This window comes from Moraxella canis, assembly GCF_034424565.1.
Classification (GTDB): domain Bacteria; phylum Pseudomonadota; class Gammaproteobacteria; order Pseudomonadales; family Moraxellaceae; genus Moraxella; species Moraxella canis.
This window is the reverse complement of record NZ_CP139961.1, coordinates 1,705,729-1,724,952: the sequence shown is the minus strand read 5'-3', so window position 1 is coordinate 1,724,952 and position 19,224 is coordinate 1,705,729. Positions and strand designations below refer to the sequence as shown.

The 19,224-nt window shown below is 46.8% G+C and carries 16 protein-coding genes; 6 read left to right on the top strand and 10 right to left on the bottom strand.

Features of this window, described 5'->3' with window-relative positions:
• Positions 1 to 7: 7 nt before the first annotated feature.
• From rseP to serS, 9 genes are all read right to left on the bottom strand, one after another.
• Positions 8 to 1,384, bottom strand: coding sequence for an RIP metalloprotease RseP (rseP, locus tag U0021_RS07835; RefSeq protein ID WP_114800311.1), 1,377 nt, complete (start codon positions 1,382 to 1,384; stop codon positions 8 to 10).
• On the bottom strand, positions 1,381 to 2,625 hold the full coding sequence (dxr, locus tag U0021_RS07830; RefSeq protein ID WP_114800312.1) for a 1-deoxy-D-xylulose-5-phosphate reductoisomerase: 1,245 nt from the start codon (positions 2,623 to 2,625) through the stop codon (positions 1,381 to 1,383). The genes rseP and dxr overlap by 4 nt, the downstream gene beginning before the upstream one ends.
• Before the next feature lie 51 nt (positions 2,626 to 2,676).
• Positions 2,677 to 3,525 carry a phosphatidate cytidylyltransferase gene (locus U0021_RS07825; protein ID WP_114800313.1) on the bottom strand — a complete coding sequence of 283 codons (849 nt, stop codon included), beginning with the start codon at positions 3,523 to 3,525 and terminating at the stop codon, positions 2,677 to 2,679.
• A 59-nt stretch (positions 3,526 to 3,584) separates the two neighbouring features.
• The gene (gene uppS, locus U0021_RS07820; protein ID WP_114800314.1) at positions 3,585 to 4,337 is read right to left on the bottom strand and encodes a polyprenyl diphosphate synthase; all 753 of its coding nucleotides are present in this window, start codon (positions 4,335 to 4,337) and stop codon (positions 3,585 to 3,587) included.
• Between the two features lie 102 nt (positions 4,338 to 4,439).
• Positions 4,440 to 4,994: a ribosome recycling factor gene (frr, locus tag U0021_RS07815; RefSeq protein ID WP_049236355.1), complete on the bottom strand. Its 555-nt coding sequence runs from the start codon at positions 4,992 to 4,994 to the stop codon at positions 4,440 to 4,442.
• 48 nt (positions 4,995 to 5,042) lie between these two features.
• A complete protein-coding gene (gene pyrH / locus U0021_RS07810) occupies positions 5,043 to 5,768 on the bottom strand; it encodes a UMP kinase (protein WP_078255212.1) in 726 nt (241 codons plus the stop codon).
• A gap of 202 nt (positions 5,769 to 5,970) precedes the next feature.
• Entirely contained in the window at positions 5,971 to 7,959 is a 1,989-nt protein-coding gene (gene tkt / locus U0021_RS07805; protein WP_114800315.1) for a transketolase, read from the bottom strand.
• 67 nt (positions 7,960 to 8,026) lie between these two features.
• A complete protein-coding gene (locus U0021_RS07800; RefSeq protein ID WP_114800316.1) occupies positions 8,027 to 8,683 on the bottom strand; it encodes an NAD(P)H-binding protein in 657 nt (218 codons plus the stop codon).
• 90 nt (positions 8,684 to 8,773) lie between these two features.
• Positions 8,774 to 10,042, bottom strand: a complete 1,269-nt coding sequence (gene serS, locus U0021_RS07795; RefSeq protein ID WP_114800317.1) for a serine--tRNA ligase — start codon at positions 10,040 to 10,042, stop codon at positions 8,774 to 8,776.
• A 224-nt stretch (positions 10,043 to 10,266) separates the two neighbouring features.
• Between serS and U0021_RS07790 the strand changes: the two genes are divergently transcribed.
• Positions 10,267 to 10,920: a YcxB family protein gene (locus U0021_RS07790; protein ID WP_049236363.1), complete on the top strand. Its 654-nt coding sequence runs from the start codon at positions 10,267 to 10,269 to the stop codon at positions 10,918 to 10,920.
• 96 nt (positions 10,921 to 11,016) lie between these two features.
• Here the strand turns inward: U0021_RS07790 and U0021_RS07785 are convergent, their stop codons facing one another.
• Positions 11,017 to 12,525, bottom strand: a complete 1,509-nt coding sequence (locus U0021_RS07785; RefSeq protein ID WP_114800318.1) for a M48 family metalloprotease — start codon at positions 12,523 to 12,525, stop codon at positions 11,017 to 11,019.
• Between the two features lie 214 nt (positions 12,526 to 12,739).
• Between U0021_RS07785 and U0021_RS07780 the strand changes: the two genes are divergently transcribed.
• From U0021_RS07780 to oppD, 5 genes are all read left to right on the top strand, one after another.
• A complete protein-coding gene (locus U0021_RS07780) occupies positions 12,740 to 14,419 on the top strand; it encodes an ABC transporter substrate-binding protein (RefSeq protein ID WP_264756296.1) in 1,680 nt (559 codons plus the stop codon).
• Positions 14,420 to 14,591: 172 nt separating this feature from the next.
• Positions 14,592 to 16,172, top strand: coding sequence for an ABC transporter substrate-binding protein (locus U0021_RS07775; protein WP_264756297.1), 1,581 nt, complete (start codon positions 14,592 to 14,594; stop codon positions 16,170 to 16,172).
• Between the two features lie 194 nt (positions 16,173 to 16,366).
• Complete coding sequence (oppB, locus tag U0021_RS07770) at positions 16,367 to 17,287, top strand: oligopeptide ABC transporter permease OppB (protein WP_049236371.1); 921 nt, start codon at positions 16,367 to 16,369, stop codon at positions 17,285 to 17,287.
• Positions 17,288 to 17,300: 13 nt separating this feature from the next.
• Positions 17,301 to 18,200, top strand: a complete 900-nt coding sequence (oppC, locus tag U0021_RS07765; RefSeq protein WP_049236373.1) for an oligopeptide ABC transporter permease OppC — start codon at positions 17,301 to 17,303, stop codon at positions 18,198 to 18,200.
• 45 nt (positions 18,201 to 18,245) lie between these two features.
• Positions 18,246 to 19,223, top strand: coding sequence for an oligopeptide ABC transporter ATP-binding protein OppD (gene oppD / locus U0021_RS07760; RefSeq protein ID WP_064620133.1), 978 nt, complete (start codon positions 18,246 to 18,248; stop codon positions 19,221 to 19,223).
• Position 19,224: the final 1 nt, after the last annotated feature.

Sequence of the window (19,224 nt, the reverse complement as noted above, 5' to 3'; positions counted from 1 at the left end):
TCAGGAATCAGCCAAATAATCGCATGATATCGTTACTGATTGCAAGCAACATGAAACAAAAAAGCAAAAGCGCGCCAAACTTAAAAGCACCCACCTGAATGGACTCACTCATCGGTTTACCCATGATCAGCTCATAGGTGTAAAATACCAAATGACCACCATCCAATACCGGAATGGGCAGCAGATTGAGCACCGCTAGGCTTAAGCTGATAATCGCTGCCGTCGATAGCACTTCTTTAAATCCAAGCTCAAAACTGGTCTTAGATACCTCAGCGATGGTGATTGGTCCTGATAAATTCTCAATGCCAATCAGCCCTGTGATCATCTTACCCATGGCATTCAGCGTCATGGCTGACAGATCATACGTTCTTCGGATGGCTTGAGTGAATGCCTCGCGAGCGCCATAGTGGATCGTCATACGGTATTCAGACGGGATAAGCTGATCTGAGTCGACTTTTGGACGAATACCTAACTGCCCAACGACGCCGCTACGCGTCTCAACAGCGCGAGGCATTAGTTTTAGATTAAGCGGCTCACCTTGACGCATGACTGTGACATGGAGCATGGTTTCTGGATTTTTTTGGATGATCTGTGCGGCGCTCAGCCAGTCATTGATCGGTTCACCATTAATGGCGGTGAAGGCATCACCGACCTGTAGTCCCATCATGGCACCTGCGCCATCAGCGACCACCTCACCGACAATGGGCGCAATCACCGGCTGATAAGGCAGGACACCTAAACTGCTCAAAGGATCATTAGGCTCACGGCGACCATCTGTCTGCTGCATAAATCTTGCAACTTCAACCGACTCTTGGGCAATTTGACCGTCTCGCTCAATACCCACATGAATGGCAGTACTTTCACCCATCCGAGCAGCTAAGGCGTATGCGGTCTCTTGCCATGTATCGACTGGCTTATCATCAATACTAATAATCTTATCGCCAACCACCAAACCACTGGCAGCAGCGGGCGAATCATCGATAATCTTACCGATACGCGTATTAAGCTGCTCGCTGGGAAATAAAAACAATACCCAAAATAAACCAATAGCAATTAAAAAATTCATCACAGGACCAGCTGCGACGATGGCAATTTTCTTAAGGGGATGCTGATGATCAAACGCCACAGATTTTAGTTCATCAGACACAGTCTCACTGCGCCCATCTAGCATTTTGACATAACCACCAAGCGGAATGGCGGCAAGTTGATACTGTATGCCTGATCGTTTAGACGTCCACCCAAACAGCTTGGGTCCAAATCCAATAGAATAAGTCTGCACCTGCACGCCGCACAATCGAGCAACGATATAATGTCCAAACTCATGTAAAGCAACCAAAGGACCAAGCACACAAATTGCCGCAAAAATCATGTACAAAGCAGTCATAGATCACCGCCTTTATTAAGCTCGTTTACTTTGGCTTCGGCGACTTTTCTTACTGTGTCATCCATCGAGAGTATACGCTCAAGCCCAAATTTTTCATCGGCAAAATCTTGTGAATATTGCTCAATAATCAAAGGATCATTCAGGCAAGCTTCGACAATAAGTGCGATGTCGGTCAAGCGTATGCGCTCTGCCAAAAACGCCGCCACAGCGATTTCATTGGCTGCATTGAGTGCGATACATGCACCTGTACCAAGTTTTGCCGCTTGTCTTGCCAGTTTTAAGCAGCCAAATTTTTCCAGATCTGGCGCCAAGAATTTAAGTTCGCTTAATTGATATAAATCAAGACTACTAACCCCCGCATCAATGCGCTCAGGATAGGCGAGCGCATGCGCAATGGGCGTTTTCATATCTGGGCTGCCAAGCTGAGCCAAAAAACTGCCGTCTATGTACTCAACCAAGGAATGCACGACGCTATTAGGATGAATCACCACCTTGATTTGATCTTCTTTAAGATCAAATAAATGACACGCTTCAATCAGCTCAAGCCCTTTATTCATCATGGTGGCAGAATCAATGGAAATTTTTTGACCCATTGACCAATTAGGATGGCTCACCGCTTCTTTGACGCTGGCATTTTGCATTTGTTCGATTGATTTATCCAAAAATCCCCCACCAGAAGCGGTCAGCCAAAGCTGCTTAATGCCATACATCGGCTCATGTATGGCAGTGTTATCATCTTGGATGGCGGCAGGCAAGCACTGATAAATGGCATTATGCTCTGAATCGATCGGCAAAATGGTTGCGCCATGTTTTTTTGCCGTTTTCATCACCAAATCACCTGCCATCACAAGCGACTCTTTATTGGCAAGCAAAATTCGCTTACCTGTGCGTGCAGCCGCCAATGTGGACGACAGACCGGCTGCGCCGACAATGGCTGCCACCACCGTATCCACCGAATCATCACTGGCAATCTCAATCAAACCATCATCCCCTGAAAGCACAATGGTGTCCAAGCCTGCCTCGGCAACTTTTTGACTGAGCAGAGCATGATTATCAGGCGAAGTGCAAATTTTGGCAGGGTGAAACTCAAGCGCCAAATCCAGTAACTTATCGGCACGCCCAAACCCTGTCAGCGCATGAATGCGATAACGATCGGGATGCTGACGGATAATCTGTAGCGTACTATCACCGATTGAGCCTGTCGCTCCCAGCACTGCCAAAGATTGAGGGGTGCTATTCATTACCATCCTTAAATTCTGCTTTGATTATTAAAAGTGATTCGGTAGAAAAGATCAAAAAGGAATGCGCATGGCTGCAAAATGCATTTTTACCCAAATTTCTGTAAAAATACCAAGCTTTAATAATAGCCAAAAACCAAAAGCAAACACCGGCGTGGCTGAAAGCAGCGAATCAATCCGATCCAAAACACCGCCATGCCCCGGTAGAATCGTTCCAGAATCCTTGATACCTGCGCGGCGCTTGAGCATGGATTCAAACAAATCGCCCAGTACACTGGCAAGCACAGTCAGCCAAGATAAAATCAAGAACAGCGCCAAAGTCATGCCAGACAGCTGCAGATAGTTACCCACCAAAATGGTGACCACGCCAGAGACTGCCAAGCCGCCATATAAGCCTTCTATGCTTTTATTTGGTGATACATTTGGCGCCATTTTTCGTTTGCCAAATTTTCTGCCAACAAAATAAGCCCCGCTGTCTGCACACCATACCAATAAAAATACATACATCAGCCACCAAGGCGACATCTGCCAAAGCCCATACATCGCAGTGATGGCAGCGGTGAGAATGATTGCGCCCATGTACACCAGTCGCCTACCATACCATTTTTCTTTATCAGGATATTGAAATACCCAAGCAGTCGCCATCACCCAAATACCCAGCGATGCCGCCCACCAAAACACCCAAGTCCAAGGCACCAAAATCGACAGCATCGTAATGAGTAATACCGCCAAAATAAACTGTGCTGGCTGCTTCCACTTTGGCATGAGTTTCGTCCATTCATGTGCAGCGATCAAGACGCCGATCGCCAACAGCGGCAACACAAAAATCGGCATTGAGCTTGCAAATAACGCAAACCCAACAATCACAACCAAAACAATCGCCGTTTTTATTCGTTGCCACATAGCTAAAACATCCTTGCAAAGGGTTATTAATTTTAAAGCGCTTAAAAAATCACTTCAGCTTAGCGCTCGGCTTTTTGGACCTGTTCACTGGTCATACCAAATCGGCGCTCTCGACCAGCAAAAATATGGATCATCTCATCGAGCTCATCACAGCCAAACTCAGGCCACAATGTGGGCGTAAAAAACAACTCAGCATACGCCGCTTGCCACAGTAAAAAATTTGAAATGCGGTACTCGCCGCCTGTGCGGATAAGCATATCCACTGGTGGCAAATCAGCCAATTCCAGCTGCGCGCCGATCGTCTGAGTGTCAATACTATCAGCGCAAAGCTTGCCTGCCTCAACTTGTTTGGCAACTTTTTTAGCGGCATTGGCAATGTCCCACTGTCCACCGTAGCTGATGGCGATCACCAAAGTCATCGCATCAAAATGCGCAGTCTTTGCTTCTGCTTCTGCCATAAGTTTTGCCAAATCATCAGAAAGCTGGCTACGATCCCCAATAAAACGCAAGCGAATGCGATACTGATTCATGCGTGGTAGCTGCTCATAAATGGTCTGAGACAAAAGTCGCATCAAAAGATCCACCTCATCTTTTGGACGCGCCCAATTCTCGCTTGAAAATGCAAACACCGTCAGAGCCTGAACCCCTATAGCCAAACAATGCTCAACGATCGGATCAAGCGCATCTTTGCCTGCCACATGACCTGCACCTGTTGCCAGCTGTTTGGATTTACCAAAGCGGTTGTTACCATCCATAATGATGGCAATATGCTTGGGAATGGTGGGCAAAGAGGCACAAATTTGGGTTGTCATGGTGTTACAATTACCGTCATTTAAATCTAAATTTAATCCAAATAAATGAATAACATGGATAAAGAAAACTCCTTATCCATGCCATATCTCACTTATGATCAATCACACTTCCATCAGCTCGCTTTCTTTTTTCTCAAGACGGCTATCGATGGTTGCGATAAATTTATCGGTCAATTTTTGAACATCGTCAGCGGCGCGGCGCTCATCATCTTCTGAGATCTCTTTTTCTTTTAGAAGATCTTTAATATCGCTTAACATATCGCGGCGAATATTACGCACCGATACGCGCGCTTGCTCAGCATCAGCACGAGCAATTTTTTGCATATCGCGGCGAGTTTCTTCGGTCAATGCCGGCATCGGAACGCGGATCACATCGGCAGTCATCGGATTTAGACCCAAATCTGCTTCACGGATTGCTTTATCAACCGCTTGCACCATTGAGCGGTCGAAAGGCTGTACCAATAAGGTGCGGCTATCTTCCACGTTAATGCTCGCCACTTGGTTTAGTGGTGTGTCAGAGCCATAATAGCTCACCATCACACCTGACAAAACGCCAGGGTGTGCGCGTCCTGTGCGAAGTTTACCAAAGGCACCTTCAAGGGCTTCAATGGATTTTTGCATACGGCTTTCGCCGTCTTTTTTAATATCATTAATCATAAAATTTCCTTAACTATCAAACATTCAATCAGTACAAACCACGGTCAATCAGTGATACACTCGTGTACCTTCAGCTTCGCCCATGACGACATTAAGCAGTGCATTGGGTTTATTCATGTCAAAGACTTGCAGCGGTACATTGTGTTCACGGCACAAAGCAATCGCGGTGAGATCCATCACGCCCAATTTTTTCTCGAGCACTTCATCAAAGCTTAGGCTATCGAATTTTATTGCATCTTCATGAGTAGATGGATCTTTATCATACACACCATCAACTTTGGTTGCTTTTAAGATCAAACCTGCTTCAATCTCAATGCCACGCAAACATGCTGCAGTATCAGTGGTAAAAAATGGATTGCCCGTGCCTGCCACAAAAATACATACCTCGCCATTGTTCAGATGGCGAATGGCATCACGGCTAGAATACGATTCTACCACCGTATCAATGGCGATCGCTGACATCAAGCGAGTTTTGATATTGCGGCGCACCAAGGCATCACGCATCGCCAGACCATTCATAACGGTTGCAAGCATCCCCATCTGATCGCCCGTAACACGACCAACCAAGCCTTGCTTTTGTAGGGTGCTGCCACGATACAGATTACCGCCACCGACGACGATGCCCACTTGCACACCCAACCCACGAAGATGGGCGATGGATAGGCTCATTTGATCCAAAATATTAGCATCAATACCCATATCACGACCGCCAGCCAGCGCCTCACCCGACAGTTTTAATAAAATGCGTGAAAATTGTGGATTTTTATCAGACATACAGCCCCCAAGCTGATTAAAGTGGCTTATTTAGCCTTTACAAAATTAGGACATATTGCCCTAATTTTAACATATTTCATCAATCTTTGATACTGATAAATCATGAGCAATCTGATCTTATCATTACTTAAACTACCTTCCAAAACAAAAAAAATCGGGTGCATCAACTCACCCGATTTTTAAATGTCTTGCGATTAAATGGTTAAAGCAAAGAATTTACCGCCTCTACCACCGCTTGCGCTGTGATGCCGAAATGCTCAAACAGTGCCTTGGCAGGTGCAGACTCCCCAAATGTGGTCATGCCAATGACCTTACCATCTAAGCCGACGAATTTATACCAATAATCAGTGATCGCCGCTTCGACAGCAACGCGCGCACGAACATCAGATGGCAGCACGCTTTCGATATAATCGCGATCCTGCTTCACAAAAATTTCAGCACATGGCATTGAAACCACACGCACGCCTTCTAGCTGCTCATACGCTTGCATCGCAAGCTCAACTTCAGAACCTGTTGCAATGATAATCGCGCGCAATTCGCCTTTTTCGGGCGCTAAAACATATCCGCCTTTTTCGATGTTTTTAATTTGTTCATCGCTGCGTGCTTGGAATGCCAGATTTTGACGAGATAAAATCAGTGACGATGGCGCGGTGTCTGTTTTTAGTGCCATTTTCCATGCTACCGCTGTCTCAACCGTATCACAAGGACGCCACACAAAATGATTTGGGGTCATGCGTAAATTGGCAATCTGCTCGACAGGCTGGTGCGTTGGACCATCTTCACCCAGACCGATGGAGTCATGAGTATAGACATTAATCACGCGCTGCTTCATCAGCGATGACATACGCACGGCATTACGCGCATATTCCATGAACATCAAAAATGTCGCTGTGTAAGGGATAAATCCGCCATGCAGTGCCACGCCATTGGCAATCGCTGTCATGCCAAATTCACGCACGCCATAATGGACATAGTTACCATCAGCGTGATCTTGAACGCCCTTGGCACCTGACCACAAGGTCAGATTTGAGCCTGCAAGGTCAGCTGAACCACCCAAGATTTCAGGCAAGTTCGGCGCAAGCGCTGCAATGGCATTTTGGCTGGCTTTACGCGTGGCGATACTTTCTGCTTTTTGGGCACAAGTTTGGATAAACTCGTCCGCCAATTGATCAAAATTCTCAGGCAGTTCACCACTTAAGCGGCGTAAAAGCTCGGCAGCTTCTGCAGGATATTTGGCTTCATAATCATTAAATTGCGCTCTCCAAGCAGCTTCTTCGGCTTCGCCTTTGGCAGTGGCATCCCACGCCTGATAGACATCATCAGAGATGATGAACGGTGTGGCATCCGCCCAACCAATCTCGGTGCGCGTCAAAGTAATCTCATCTAAGCCCAAAGGTGCGCCGTGACTGATTTCTTTGCCTTGTTTATTCGGTGAGCCCAAGCCAATGATCGTTTTACAAATGATAAGCGTCGGCTTGGCTGATTCAGCTCTGGCTTCTTTGGTGGCTTCGCGGATGGCATCTGAATCATGTCCATCGACTTTTAATACTTGCCAGCCATAGGCTTCAAATCGCTTGGCAGTGTCATCTGAAAACCAACCTTCAACCTCACCATCAATTGAGATGCCGTTATCATCATAATAAGCAATCAGTTTGCCAAGCCCCAAAGTACCTGCCAATGAGCACGCTTCATGGCTGACACCTTCCATCAAGCAGCCATCGCCCAAAAACGCATAGGTAAAATGATCGATGATGGCGTTGTCAGGTTTGTTAAATTGCGCTGCCAAAGTCTTCTCAGCCAAAGCAAAACCTACCGCGTTGGCAATCCCTTGACCCAAAGGTCCTGTCGTCGTCTCGATGCCATCAGCATAACCGTATTCAGGATGCCCTGCTGTTTTTGAATGTAGCTGACGGAAATTTTTAAGATCATCAATGCTCAAATCATAGCCAGTCAAATGCAGTAACGCATACAGCAGCATAGAGCCATGACCATTAGATAGCACGAAACGGTCACGGTTTGCCCATTTGGCATTCTTTGGGTTGTGGCGCAAAAACTCTCGCCACAGCACTTCTGCGATATCCGCCATACCCATCGGTGCGCCCGGGTGACCTGAGTTGGCTTGTTGGACGGCATCCATCGCAAGAATACGGATGGCGTTGGCGTTATGGCGTTGGTTAAGTTCGATTGGCATCAGCGAAGTTCCTAACAAAAAATTTGCTCAATTATATCATATTTTCAGTATTTTTGGGTTCTGAAATTTAGCCATTTTGGCGATCAAGTGCTGACAGTTGCCATAGCATCTCTTTGGCGATAATGCCTGACTTGCCTTGCTTAATTGCTTGTCTCATGGCGCTTGCCAAATCCGCCACAGGCATGGGTTTTAGGCTGCCAAACGGCTTTATTTGGCTGATTGTGCCGAGGACAGTTTCGCCAATTTTTTCGGCGACACGATCGGTGTTAGGGCGCTTTAATAAGGGCGGTCTGACAATCACACATCGCTCAAAAGATAAGTTTGACACCGCCCTTTCTAGAGCCCCTTTTAGGCGTGGATAAAACAGCCAAGAGTTTGCATCGGCGTTCTCAGCCGATATCAGTACATAATAAGGCACGCCATTGATCGCAGCCGCTTTAGCAACGGCAAGCTGATACTCATAATCAACCTGCCACTGACGATCTTTTGAGCCTGCTTGCTTAAGCGTCGTACCTAAGCATGAATACAGCACATCGCCCTTGATGGTATCCGCCCAAGTTTCAGACCGATCAAAATCAATCAGATGCACTGTCAGCTTATCATGACAGATATCCATATCTTTCCGCACAAAAACATGCACGCTGTCATAATCAGGATCGGTCAGTAGCTGCTCGGTAAGTGCTCGACCGGTGGCACCTGTGGCGCCGATGACTAAGGCTTTCATTATCACATTCATCCAAGATATTTGATGGTTTGATCCTATTTATCATGGCACCTAATCAAAAAATGCCGCTATAAAAACGGCATTTTGGTCTTAGGCAATCACTTCAAGTCCGCCCATATAAGGCTGTAAGGCTTTGGGAATGGTGATCGTGCCATCGGCATTTTGATGGTTTTCCAAAATCGCCAACAAGGTGCGACCAACCGCCAAACCTGATCCATTCAGCGTATGCACCAATTCACTGTGTTTACCATCTTTTAGTCGAGCCCCCATGCGGCGCGCCTGAAAATCGCCACAGTTTGAGCAGCTTGAGATTTCACGATAGGTGTTTTGAGATGGCAGCCACACTTCGATGTCATAGGTCTTCACCGCGCTAAAGCTCATGTCGCCTGTACAAAGCGTAACGACGCGGTAAGGCAGCTCAAGCGCCTGTAAGATATCTTCTGCTTGTGCAGTCATATTCTCAAGCGCCTGCATTGAGTCATCGGCACGCGTGATTTGCACCATTTCGACTTTTTCAAATTGATGCTGACGAATCAGTCCGCGCGTATCTCGCCCTGCACTGCCCGCTTCGCTACGAAAACAAGGTGTGTGCGCCGTCAGCTTGATGGGTAGATTTTTGGGTGCAACAATGGTGTCACGCACACTGTTAGTCAGTGGCACTTCTGATGTGGGGATCAGGTAATACTCTTTTTCGCCGCGCAGCTTAAATAAATCTTCTTCAAACTTCGGCAGCTGCCCTGTACCTTGCAAGCTGTCAGCATTGACCATATAAGGGACATACATTTCGGTATAGCCATATTTTTGGGTGTGCGTATCAAGCATAAACTGCACAAGCGCGCGATTAAGCTTGGCAAGATGCCCTTTTAGGACACTAAAGCGTGAGCCAGTTAATTTGGCTGCCAATTCAAAGTCAAGCTGACCCAAATTCTCGCCGATATCGGTATGATCTTTGATCTCAAAATCAAACTCGCGCGGTACGCCCCAGCGGCGCACTTCGACATTGTCACTTTCATCACTGCCGACAGGCACGCTGTCATCAGGCAAGTTTGGGATTTGTAGTGCAGCAGTCGTGATGGTATTTTGAAGCTCTTTAAGTTCATTTTCGGCAGCTTTCATGGCTTCACTGACCGCCTGCATCTCGTTCATCAGCTCACTGGCATCTTCACCGTTTCTTTTGAGCTCACCGACTTTTTTGGCGCCTGCATTTTTTTTGGCTTGCAGCTCTTCGGTCTTGACTTGGATAGATTTGCGCTGATTTTCAATTTCCTGCCAAAATGCCACATCCAACTCATAGCCACGCGTGGCAAGTTTGGCTTTTAGCTCTTCTAAGTTACCACGCAAAAATTTAGGGTCTAACATATAAAATCCTATCAAGCACAAAAACGCCCCAAATGGCGCTTGGCGTGCTAAAATGATTAACAATAAAAATTTATTCTTATAATAGCAAATTTTCCCCCAAAACTTAAGCCAATTTCAAATCAAAGCCGACAAAAGCCAAAAAATTTTGGCAAATGTGAACTTTGGGTTTATTTTTTTGGATAAAATGGGTAATATAGGCAAATTCATCGTTAGGATTCATCTCAATGACCAAAGCACTTTATCCCTATACGCTAAAGCCTGTCGCTTTAAACATGAGCGAAACTGAATTTCGTGCAGCACAGTTATCATTGTTTGAAAAAGGCGCAAGCAATTTTACATTAAAGTCCTTAAAGCGCACAGAGTGGATTGTGATTGCCTTGATGGTTGTTGCAGCGATCGCAGGCTTGGTGCTTGTCAGTGGCTATTCAACCATCATTTTTTGGCTTATGCTGATTTTGGTGGGTGTATATCTGCTTGCTCGTACTTTGGGCATGAAGTGGTATATGAAGCGTGAGTATGAAAAACAAGTGGCAGATACCCAAATGCCTGAGCAGCTTCATGATCTACAATTAGGCGTGCAGTCACATGGGCTTGTCATGGCGATGCCTGCGCCGACCGATCTGATGAAATCGCCGCAAATGCGCGGTATGCAAATGCGCGCGGGTGCCACGCAGTCAGCGACCATTCCTTGGAATGCGGTCAGCAGCTGGGATGAGACAGATGAATATTTGTTCATGATGTTTGACATGAAAGGTCAAAAAGGTAGCCAAATCATCCCAAAACGCCTCGAAAAACAAGGCTTGCCCATCGATACCATCAAAAAACACCTAAGCCAAGTTAAGCCAAAGGGCTTGGAGTCGATGATCCAAACGCCTTAATCAAGATAACCACGATAATCGAGACCAAATATGACACCAAATCGGCAGAAACACTCTGCCGATTTTATCATTTGACTTTGCAGTATTAGCCACCCATCAAGGCTTAAAATCTCTGGCAGCAAGCACACTATTTTTATCATGATTTAGCATGGCAAGCAGCGCATGGTGATTTGACGACCGCGCCACTTGCTCAGCTTGAGCGAGCGACTGTAAGGCTCGATCATATTGAGCCTGCCAAAGCTCGACTTGGCTGCGAGTGCGCAGCGCATGAATTTGTGCCATAGCTTTGGCAGCAGGATCAGCGGCTTGATTTGCCATCTGCTCATAAGCGCGAAAACTGATTTGCCAAGCTTGAATGTCAAATGAGCCATCTTTGGTCAACTCACCCAATAAGCCCAAAGCAGGCACAGGCTGATCTTGATCAAGATAAACCTCTGCCAGCGCCAAGCGCAGATCGCGCCGTTCTGGATAAATGCGCTGACAAGGCTCCAACGCCGCTAAAGCATCATCATACTGCCTAGCTTGGCTGTGTACATAAGCCTGGGTGAGACACATGATCGGGTCGTATCGATCAAGCTGGATGGCGTCAAAGACATGAAGCGCCTCTTGATGACGACCTTGGTCTGACAAATTCATCGCAAGGCTCAATTTGGCGCCATCGCTGTGCTTGGCATTGGCGAGCAGCTCAGCATGGGTGGTTTGTTCGGTTAAATATTTGATGCGCCAATACAGCTGATCAAACAGCACCGCCTGAGACTGTAGCGCCGCTTGATTGGGCTTGGCATAGGCTTGGGCGCGCGCCGTGGACTCGGACAACCGCTCAGCGGTAAACGGATGCGACTGCACAAAACTTGGGATGAATGCGTTTTTGGATTGATTTAAATTCAGCTGCTTTTGCATCCGCCCAAAAAATCTTGGCATCGCTCTGGCATCAAAACCTGACTGCGCCAAAATCTGCATGCCCACACGATCTGCCTCTCGTTCATGCTCACGACTGAATTTGGCAGCATTTTCGGCGCTTGCAGTTTGTGAGCTTGCCATCACAGCCAGTACGGCATCGCCGCCACCTGCTGCCGACGCAGCGATCGCCGCCAATAAGCCGCCAAGCTGTAGCGCAAGTAGGCGTTTATTATTATCAAGCCGATGCTCGTAGTGTCTTTGGCTGATGTGCGCGATCTCATGCGCGATCACGCTTGCCATCTCATCCACCGCTTGGGCTGCCATCACTGTCCCAGCATTAATCCCAATCAAACCGCCCGGCACTGCAAAGGCATTGATATTATTATCAGCGATCACGACCGTGTGATATAAAGGCACCGTGCGCACTGTGGCATTCATCTGAGCGCTCATCTGAGCGATCACCTGATTAACCCAAGGATCGCGAATCAAAGGCAGGCTTGCATTGATCTGCCGAAGTGACCAAGCGGCGATTTGCTCATTGCGATGCTTGTCATAAAACCCTTGGGTGGTTGCAGCTGGCATCTGATAGGCTGACTGTCCCTGATATACCGGTCCACTACTCTGGGCAAATGCTACGGTAGCCCCAGCCCCACTGCCCACCAAAGCTACCATAATGGCACATCGAATGACTTTTGGATGACCCATGACTTATCCTTTTAAAAGTTCATTCAAATTATACCCCATAACTTTGGTAGCGCACGCCTAATTTTAGGTGTTTATGTTGCTGCTATTGACATCAAGGTTACATTTTGTCAAAATAAGCTGCCCCCAAGTCATTTTATGAAACATTGAAGTTACATAAGTCTTGAATGGACGGCAGTCTCTACTTGGGAATCTTCACACATTTTAAGGATAAAAAATGCAATTACCGATGTTTACTCATACTCGTTTAGCGCTTGCTTTTGGTATTGGCGCTGCTTTGACCGCTTGTGGTGGCGACAAGCCTGCCGACACCGCCGCTACTACTGCTGGAGCCGCTGCGCCAGCGCCAGCACCAAGCGCTGATGAGCTTTCGGATGTTCAAGAGCTGACAGTGAATAATGGCGCAGAGCCTGAATCACTCGACCCACACAAAGTCTCTGGTGTACCTGAATCAAATATTCTACGTCAAATGTTCGTGGGCTTGACCACTACCGACCCAGAAGGTAACACCATCCCTGGCATGGCAGCTGAATGGTCAAGTGAAGACAACAAAGTTTGGACATTTAAGCTGCGTGATGCCAACTGGTCAAATGGTGACCCAGTGACCGCGCATGACTTCGTTTACAGCTTCCAAAGATTGGGTGATCCAAATACCGCATCACCTTATGCAACCTATTTGGCAGATGCCAAAGTGGTGAATGCTCAAGCCATCGTTGATGGTCAAGCTGCCCCAGACACGTTGGGCGTTAGAGCCATTGATGACAAGACGCTTGAAGTCACCTTGTCTGAGCCTGTCCCATATTTCCCGCACATGCTGATTCATACTTCTGTCAAGCCAGTGCACAAAGCGACTGTAGAAGCCTTCGGTGATAAGTGGACTTCTCCTGAAAATATCGTGGTCAATGGTCCTTATAAAATCAGCCAATGGCAGGTCAATGAGCGCATCGTTTTGGAGCGCAACCCTGCTTATTATGATGATGCCAACACCACCATTAATAAAGTAACGCTGCTTGCCATCCCTCAAGCCACCACCGATGTACAGCGCTATAAAGCGGGTGAGATTGACATGACAGCAGATGCTCTACCACCTGAACAATACGACAAACTCAAGCAAGAGCTTGGCGCACAAGTCATTGAGCCGCCAAAACTTTGTACTTACTATTTTGAATTTAACCACACCAAAGCTCCGTTTGATGATGTACGCGTGCGTAAGGCTTTGTCATTGACGCTTGATCGTGACATCGTGGTTGACAGCATCCTAAAACAAGGTCAAAAAGTCGCTTATCAGTTCACCCCAGAATCTGCCCAAGGCATCAATAACTTTGAGCCTGAATGGAAATCTTGGGATAAAGCCAAGCGCATCGAAGAAGCCAAAAAACTGCTCAACGAAGCTGGCTATAATGAGTCTAATCCGCTAAGATTTGAGCTACTTTATAACACCAACGAGCAGCACAAAACTTTGGCGGTAGCATCAAGTGCGTTCTGGAAAGAAAACTTAGGCTTTGTTGAAGTGAGCCTAAATAACCAAGAGTGGAAAACTTATCTAGAAACTCGCCGCAAGCAAAATCACCAAATGGCGCGCGGTGGCTGGTGTGCTGACTATAACGAAGCTTCTACCTTCTTAAATACCTTTAAGTCAGACAACTCAAGCAACTATGGTAAGTATAACAATCCTGAGTTTGACGCATTGATGAACAAAACGCTCTTGGCTGATGTATCTGACGCTGACCGCGCCAATATGTATCAACAAGCCGAAGCCATCTTGGATAAAGACAGCGCAACCATCTTTGTTTATCAATATACCGCGCCGCGCTTGGTCAAGCCTTATGTTCACGGCTTTACCTCAAATCCTTTGGGATCTTGGCAAGCCAAAGACCTAAGAATCACCAAGCACTGATCACCCAATCATGCGCTTGAATGATTGATCACACAGGCGGCAGTCGAGCACCCAAGCTGGACTGCTGCTTTTGCATTCACCGACGATGGATAAAGCTAAACCGTCACTTTTATAAAGGAATTTTGTAATGCATCTTAAACCCACCCTATTAACACTTAGCCTGGCGCTGGTTTTGAGCGCTTGTTCAAATGATACAGGCTCAAACCAAGCAAGCACTGCAGCTGCCAAAACCAATCAGCAAGGCATCACCATCAATAATGCCAGCGAACCTGAAACGCTAGACCCACATCAAGCCAAAGGCGTCCAAGAAGCCAACATCATTCGCCAGTTCTCTGAAGGCTTGGTGAGCACGGACAATGATGGCAATATCGTTCCTGGTATCGCAACCAAGTGGTCTTCTGAAGATAATAAAGTTTGGATTTTTGAGCTGCGTGACGCCAACTGGTCAAATGGTGACCCAGTGACCGCGCACGATTTTGTGTATAGCTTTCAAAGATTGGTGGATCCAGCCACAGGCTCTGCGTATGCCAGCTACCTTGATGACGCCAAAGTGCTCAATGCTCAAGCAATCATTGATGGCAATATGAAGCCTGAGACCTTGGGCATACAGGCTTTGGATGATAAAACCTTACAAATCACCCTGTCTGAGCCTGTCCCTTATTTAGCAGATATGATGATTCATTCCGCCGTGCAGCCTGTTCACAAAGCGACGGTCGAAGCCTTTGGAGATAAGTGGACAGCGCCTGAAAATATTGTGGTCAATGGACCATTTAAGCCAGTTCAGTGGATTGTCAATGAAAAAATCGTCCTTGAACCAAACCCAAATTATTATAACGCTCAAATGGTGACATTACCCCAGTTGACCATTTTACCCATTTCACAAGCCACGACCGATGTCATGCGCTATGAAGCTGGCGAGATTGATATCACCGCCAGTGAGCTGCCGCCTGAACAGTTTGATGCCCTAAAAAACAAACTGGGCGATGAGCTAAAGACCGCGCCAACCTTGTGCACATATTATTATGATTTGAATCACAGTAAAGCACCTTTTGACAATCCTAAGGTACGTCAAGCGCTGTCATTGGCGATGGACAGAGAAGTCATCAGTGAACAAGTCATGGGGCAAGGTCAAATCGCCGCTTATCAGTTCACCCCAACCGCCATCAAGGGCAGCGTCAATTATACGCCTCAATGGAAGGCTTGGGATAAAGCCAAACGCCTTGAAACTGCCAAAGCACTACTGGCAGAAGCAGGCTATGATCAGTCCAATCCGCTAAACTTTGACTTATTATATGACACCAACGAAAGCCACAAGAAAATCGCCGTGGCTGCCAGCAGCTTATGGAAAGAATCGCTCGGCGTGGTGAATGTCAATTTGGTCAATCAAGAGTGGAAAACTTACCTAGACAGTCGCCGTAATGGTGATTATCAAATGGCAAGAGCGCGCTGGTGCGGTGATTATAACGAAGCGTCGACTTTCTTAAATTTGCTTAAATCAACCAACACCAATAACTGGTCTCGCTATAACAATCCTGAATATGACCAAGTCATGCTACAAACGCTTGCTTCAGGCATCAGCGACAGCGAGCGCACCAAGCTGTATGAAAAAGCCGAGCAAATCGCCGATCGCGACCATGCGCACATCGACATCTTTTATTATGCCAATGTCCGCTTGGTTAAGCCACATGTGGCAAATTACTCCAATAAAGATCCCTTGGATCAGTGGCACGCCAAATATTGGTCGGTCAAATAACCTGATGACATCTGATGGCAGGCGCGGTTTGGCGTCTGTCATTTGCTTTTAAAAATCAGGGGGTTTTGGCTTATTAAAAATCAGCCAAACCGCCTTTGACTTGATTTTTAAGAATTCAAAACAGTATAATACCTTCCTTTTTGCATAATTTCAGGGAAGCTTTTTGCCACCGCAAATTAAAAGGTCATTTTTTTATGTTTAAACTCATCTTACGGCGTACTTTAGAAGCCATTCCAACGCTGCTTTTTTTGATTACCATTTCGTTTTTTATGATGCGTCTTGCGCCAGGCAGTCCTTTTACAGGTGAGCGCAACCTGCCACCTGCTGTGATGGCAAATATCGAAGCCAAATACAATCTTAATGATCCGCTGTGGCTGCAATATTTAAATTATCTAAAGCAGCTACTGCATGGCGATTTTGGACCTTCTTTTAAATATAAAGACCATACCATCAATGAGCTATTGGCTCAGCAGCTGCCAATCTCTGTCGAGATCGGCTTGTATGCGTTTATCATTGCGGTGGTATTTGGGGTGTTATTTGGCATCCTTGCAGCACTCAAACAAAACAGCTGGATTGATTATACCCTGATGACCTTTGCGATGGCAGGGGTTGCCATTCCTAGCTTTGTCAAAGCACCGCTGATGGTTTTGATTTTTGCGGTGACGCTCAAATGGTTTCCTGCAGGCGGCTGGAACGATGGCGCGTTCATGAACCTTGTGCTGCCCGTCACAGCGCTGTCTTTAAGCTACATTGCCAGTATTGCGCGTATCACCCGTGGATCGATGATTGAGACCATGAATTCACCATTTATTCGTACTGCGCGCGCCAAGGGATTGCCGCTGCATTATATCGTCACCAAACACGCGCTGCGTCCTGCGATGCTGCCTGTGATTTCTTATCTTGGTCCTGCATTTGTGGGCATTATTACAGGCTCGATCATCATTGAGATGATTTTTGGCTTGCCTGGTATTGGTCAATTATTTGTCAATGGCGCACTCAATCGCGACTACAGCTTGGTGCTGAGTTTGACAATTTTGGTAGGCACTTTGACCATTTTATTTAATGCCATCGTTGATATTTTATACGCCGTCATCGATCCAAAAATTAAGTACTAAGTAAGGGATTTTTATGTCAAATCAAATGCAAACGGCAGCCATGCCGACGACGATCAAAGAAGTCAAAGGACGCAGTTTATGGCAAGATGCATGGCGACGCTTTTCACATAATAAAGCTGCCTTGATCAGCGGCTTTGTCCTGCTACTGATCACGCTATTTGTGATCATCGTGCCGATGGTCGCCCCTTATGGCTATGCCGATACCGACTGGGCAAATATGGCGGCGGCACCTTCCATCGAAACCAAGCATTATTTTGGTACTGATAATTTGGGTCGTGATTTATTGGTGCGTGTGGCGGTCGGCGGTCGCATCTCGCTGATGGTGGGGATTGCTGGCGCACTTGTGGCGGTACTGTTTGGGACAATTTACGGTGCCATCTCAGGCTATGTCGGCGGTAAGGTTGATATGCTGATGATGCGCTTTGTGGAAGTCTTAAACGCCTTTCCGTTTATGTTCTTTGTGATCTTATTGGTGACCTTATTTGGGCGCAACATTATTTTTATCTTTGTGGCGATTGGCTTGGTATCTTGGCTTGACATTGCGCGTATCGTCCGCGGTCAGACCCTTAGCCTAAAAAACAAAGAATTTATCGAAGCGGCTCATGTTGGCGGCGTGTCAGGCTGGAAAATTGTGACTCGTCACATCGTCCCCAATGTCTTGGGTGTCGTGGTGGTCTATGCGTCTTTATTGGTGCCTGGCATGATTATGTTTGAATCTTTCCTAAGCTTTTTGGGCCTGGGCGTCCAAGAGCCGATGACCAGCTGGGGTGCACTACTTCAAGAAGGCGCTCAAACCATGCAGGTGTCACCCTGGCAGCTGATCGTGCCTTCGGTATTTTTGGTGATTACGCTGTTTTGTTTTAACTTTATCGGTGATGGTCTGCGCGATGCGCTGGATCCAAAAGATCGCTAATTTATGGATAAATATCAAGGTACACGCCTACCTTAGGAGAATTATATGGCATTATTAAAAGTTAATGATTTAAAAGTAAAATTTGCCACCGAAGAAGGCTTGGTCACCGCCGTCAATGGACTTAATTTTAATTTAAATCAAGGCGAAACCCTGGGGATCGTCGGTGAGTCTGGCTCTGGCAAATCCCAAACTGCCTTTTCCATCTTAGGACTGCTTGCCAAAAATGGTCATGCTGAAGGCTCTATTAAGTTTCGTGATAAAGAGCTGGTGGGATTATCCCAAAAAGAATTCAATAAAATTCGTGCCAATGAAATCGCCATCATCTTCCAAGATCCGATGACAAGTCTTAATCCCTTCATGAAAGTTGGCGATCAGCTGGCGGAAGTGCTCATCTTGCACAAGGGTATGAGTAAAAAAGAAGCTTGGGAAGAATCCATTCGGATGCTTGACGCTGTCAAAATCCCAGAAGCTCGTAAGCGTATCGGCATGTATCCACACGAGTTTTCAGGCGGTATGCGTCAGCGTGTCATGATTGCGATGGCACTGTTGTGCCGTCCTAAGCTTTTGATCGCCGATGAGCCGACCACCGCGCTGGATGTGACGGTACAAGCTCAGATTATGGCGCTATTAAATGAGCTTAAGCGCGATTTTGAGACCACCATCATTATGATTACCCACGATTTGGGGGTCGTTGCAGGTACCTGTGATCGCATTTTGGTGATGTACGCTGGCCGCACGATGGCATATGGTAAAACCGAAGAGATTTTTTATAATCCAACGCATCCTTACACCATTGGGCTGCTAGGCGCCATTCCGCGCCTAGATGGTCATTCCGAGCGCTTGACCACCATCCCTGGCAATCCCCCAAATTTATTAAACTTGCCTGCCGGCTGCCCATTTGTTGAGCGCTGTGAATACGCGATGGACATCTGCCGCACGACACCGCCAGAGCTAAAATTTCTACCCAATGAGCGTCAGCGCGCCTGCCATTGGCAACATCCCAACTTACCTGCCGGAGAATAAT

Coding starts and splice junctions, on each gene's coding strand:
- rseP (WP_114800311.1), bottom strand. CDS start 1,384: ATGACTGCTTTGTACATGATTTTTGCGGCAATTTGTGTGCTTGGTCCT.
- dxr (WP_114800312.1), bottom strand. CDS start 2,625: ATGAATAGCACCCCTCAATCTTTGGCAGTGCTGGGAGCGACAGGCTCA.
- U0021_RS07825 (WP_114800313.1), bottom strand. CDS start 3,525: ATGTGGCAACGAATAAAAACGGCGATTGTTTTGGTTGTGATTGTTGGG.
- uppS (WP_114800314.1), bottom strand. CDS start 4,337: ATGACAACCCAAATTTGTGCCTCTTTGCCCACCATTCCCAAGCATATT.
- frr (WP_049236355.1), bottom strand. CDS start 4,994: ATGATTAATGATATTAAAAAAGACGGCGAAAGCCGTATGCAAAAATCC.
- pyrH (WP_078255212.1), bottom strand. CDS start 5,768: ATGTCTGATAAAAATCCACAATTTTCACGCATTTTATTAAAACTGTCG.
- tkt (WP_114800315.1), bottom strand. CDS start 7,959: ATGCCAATCGAACTTAACCAACGCCATAACGCCAACGCCATCCGTATT.
- U0021_RS07800 (WP_114800316.1), bottom strand. CDS start 8,683: ATGAAAGCCTTAGTCATCGGCGCCACAGGTGCCACCGGTCGAGCACTT.
- serS (WP_114800317.1), bottom strand. CDS start 10,042: ATGTTAGACCCTAAATTTTTGCGTGGTAACTTAGAAGAGCTAAAAGCC.
- U0021_RS07790 (WP_049236363.1), top strand. CDS start 10,267: ATGACCAAAGCACTTTATCCCTATACGCTAAAGCCTGTCGCTTTAAAC.
- U0021_RS07785 (WP_114800318.1), bottom strand. CDS start 12,525: ATGGGTCATCCAAAAGTCATTCGATGTGCCATTATGGTAGCTTTGGTG.
- U0021_RS07780 (WP_264756296.1), top strand. CDS start 12,740: ATGCAATTACCGATGTTTACTCATACTCGTTTAGCGCTTGCTTTTGGT.
- oppB (WP_049236371.1), top strand. CDS start 16,367: ATGTTTAAACTCATCTTACGGCGTACTTTAGAAGCCATTCCAACGCTG.
- oppC (WP_049236373.1), top strand. CDS start 17,301: ATGTCAAATCAAATGCAAACGGCAGCCATGCCGACGACGATCAAAGAA.
- oppD (WP_064620133.1), top strand. CDS start 18,246: ATGGCATTATTAAAAGTTAATGATTTAAAAGTAAAATTTGCCACCGAA.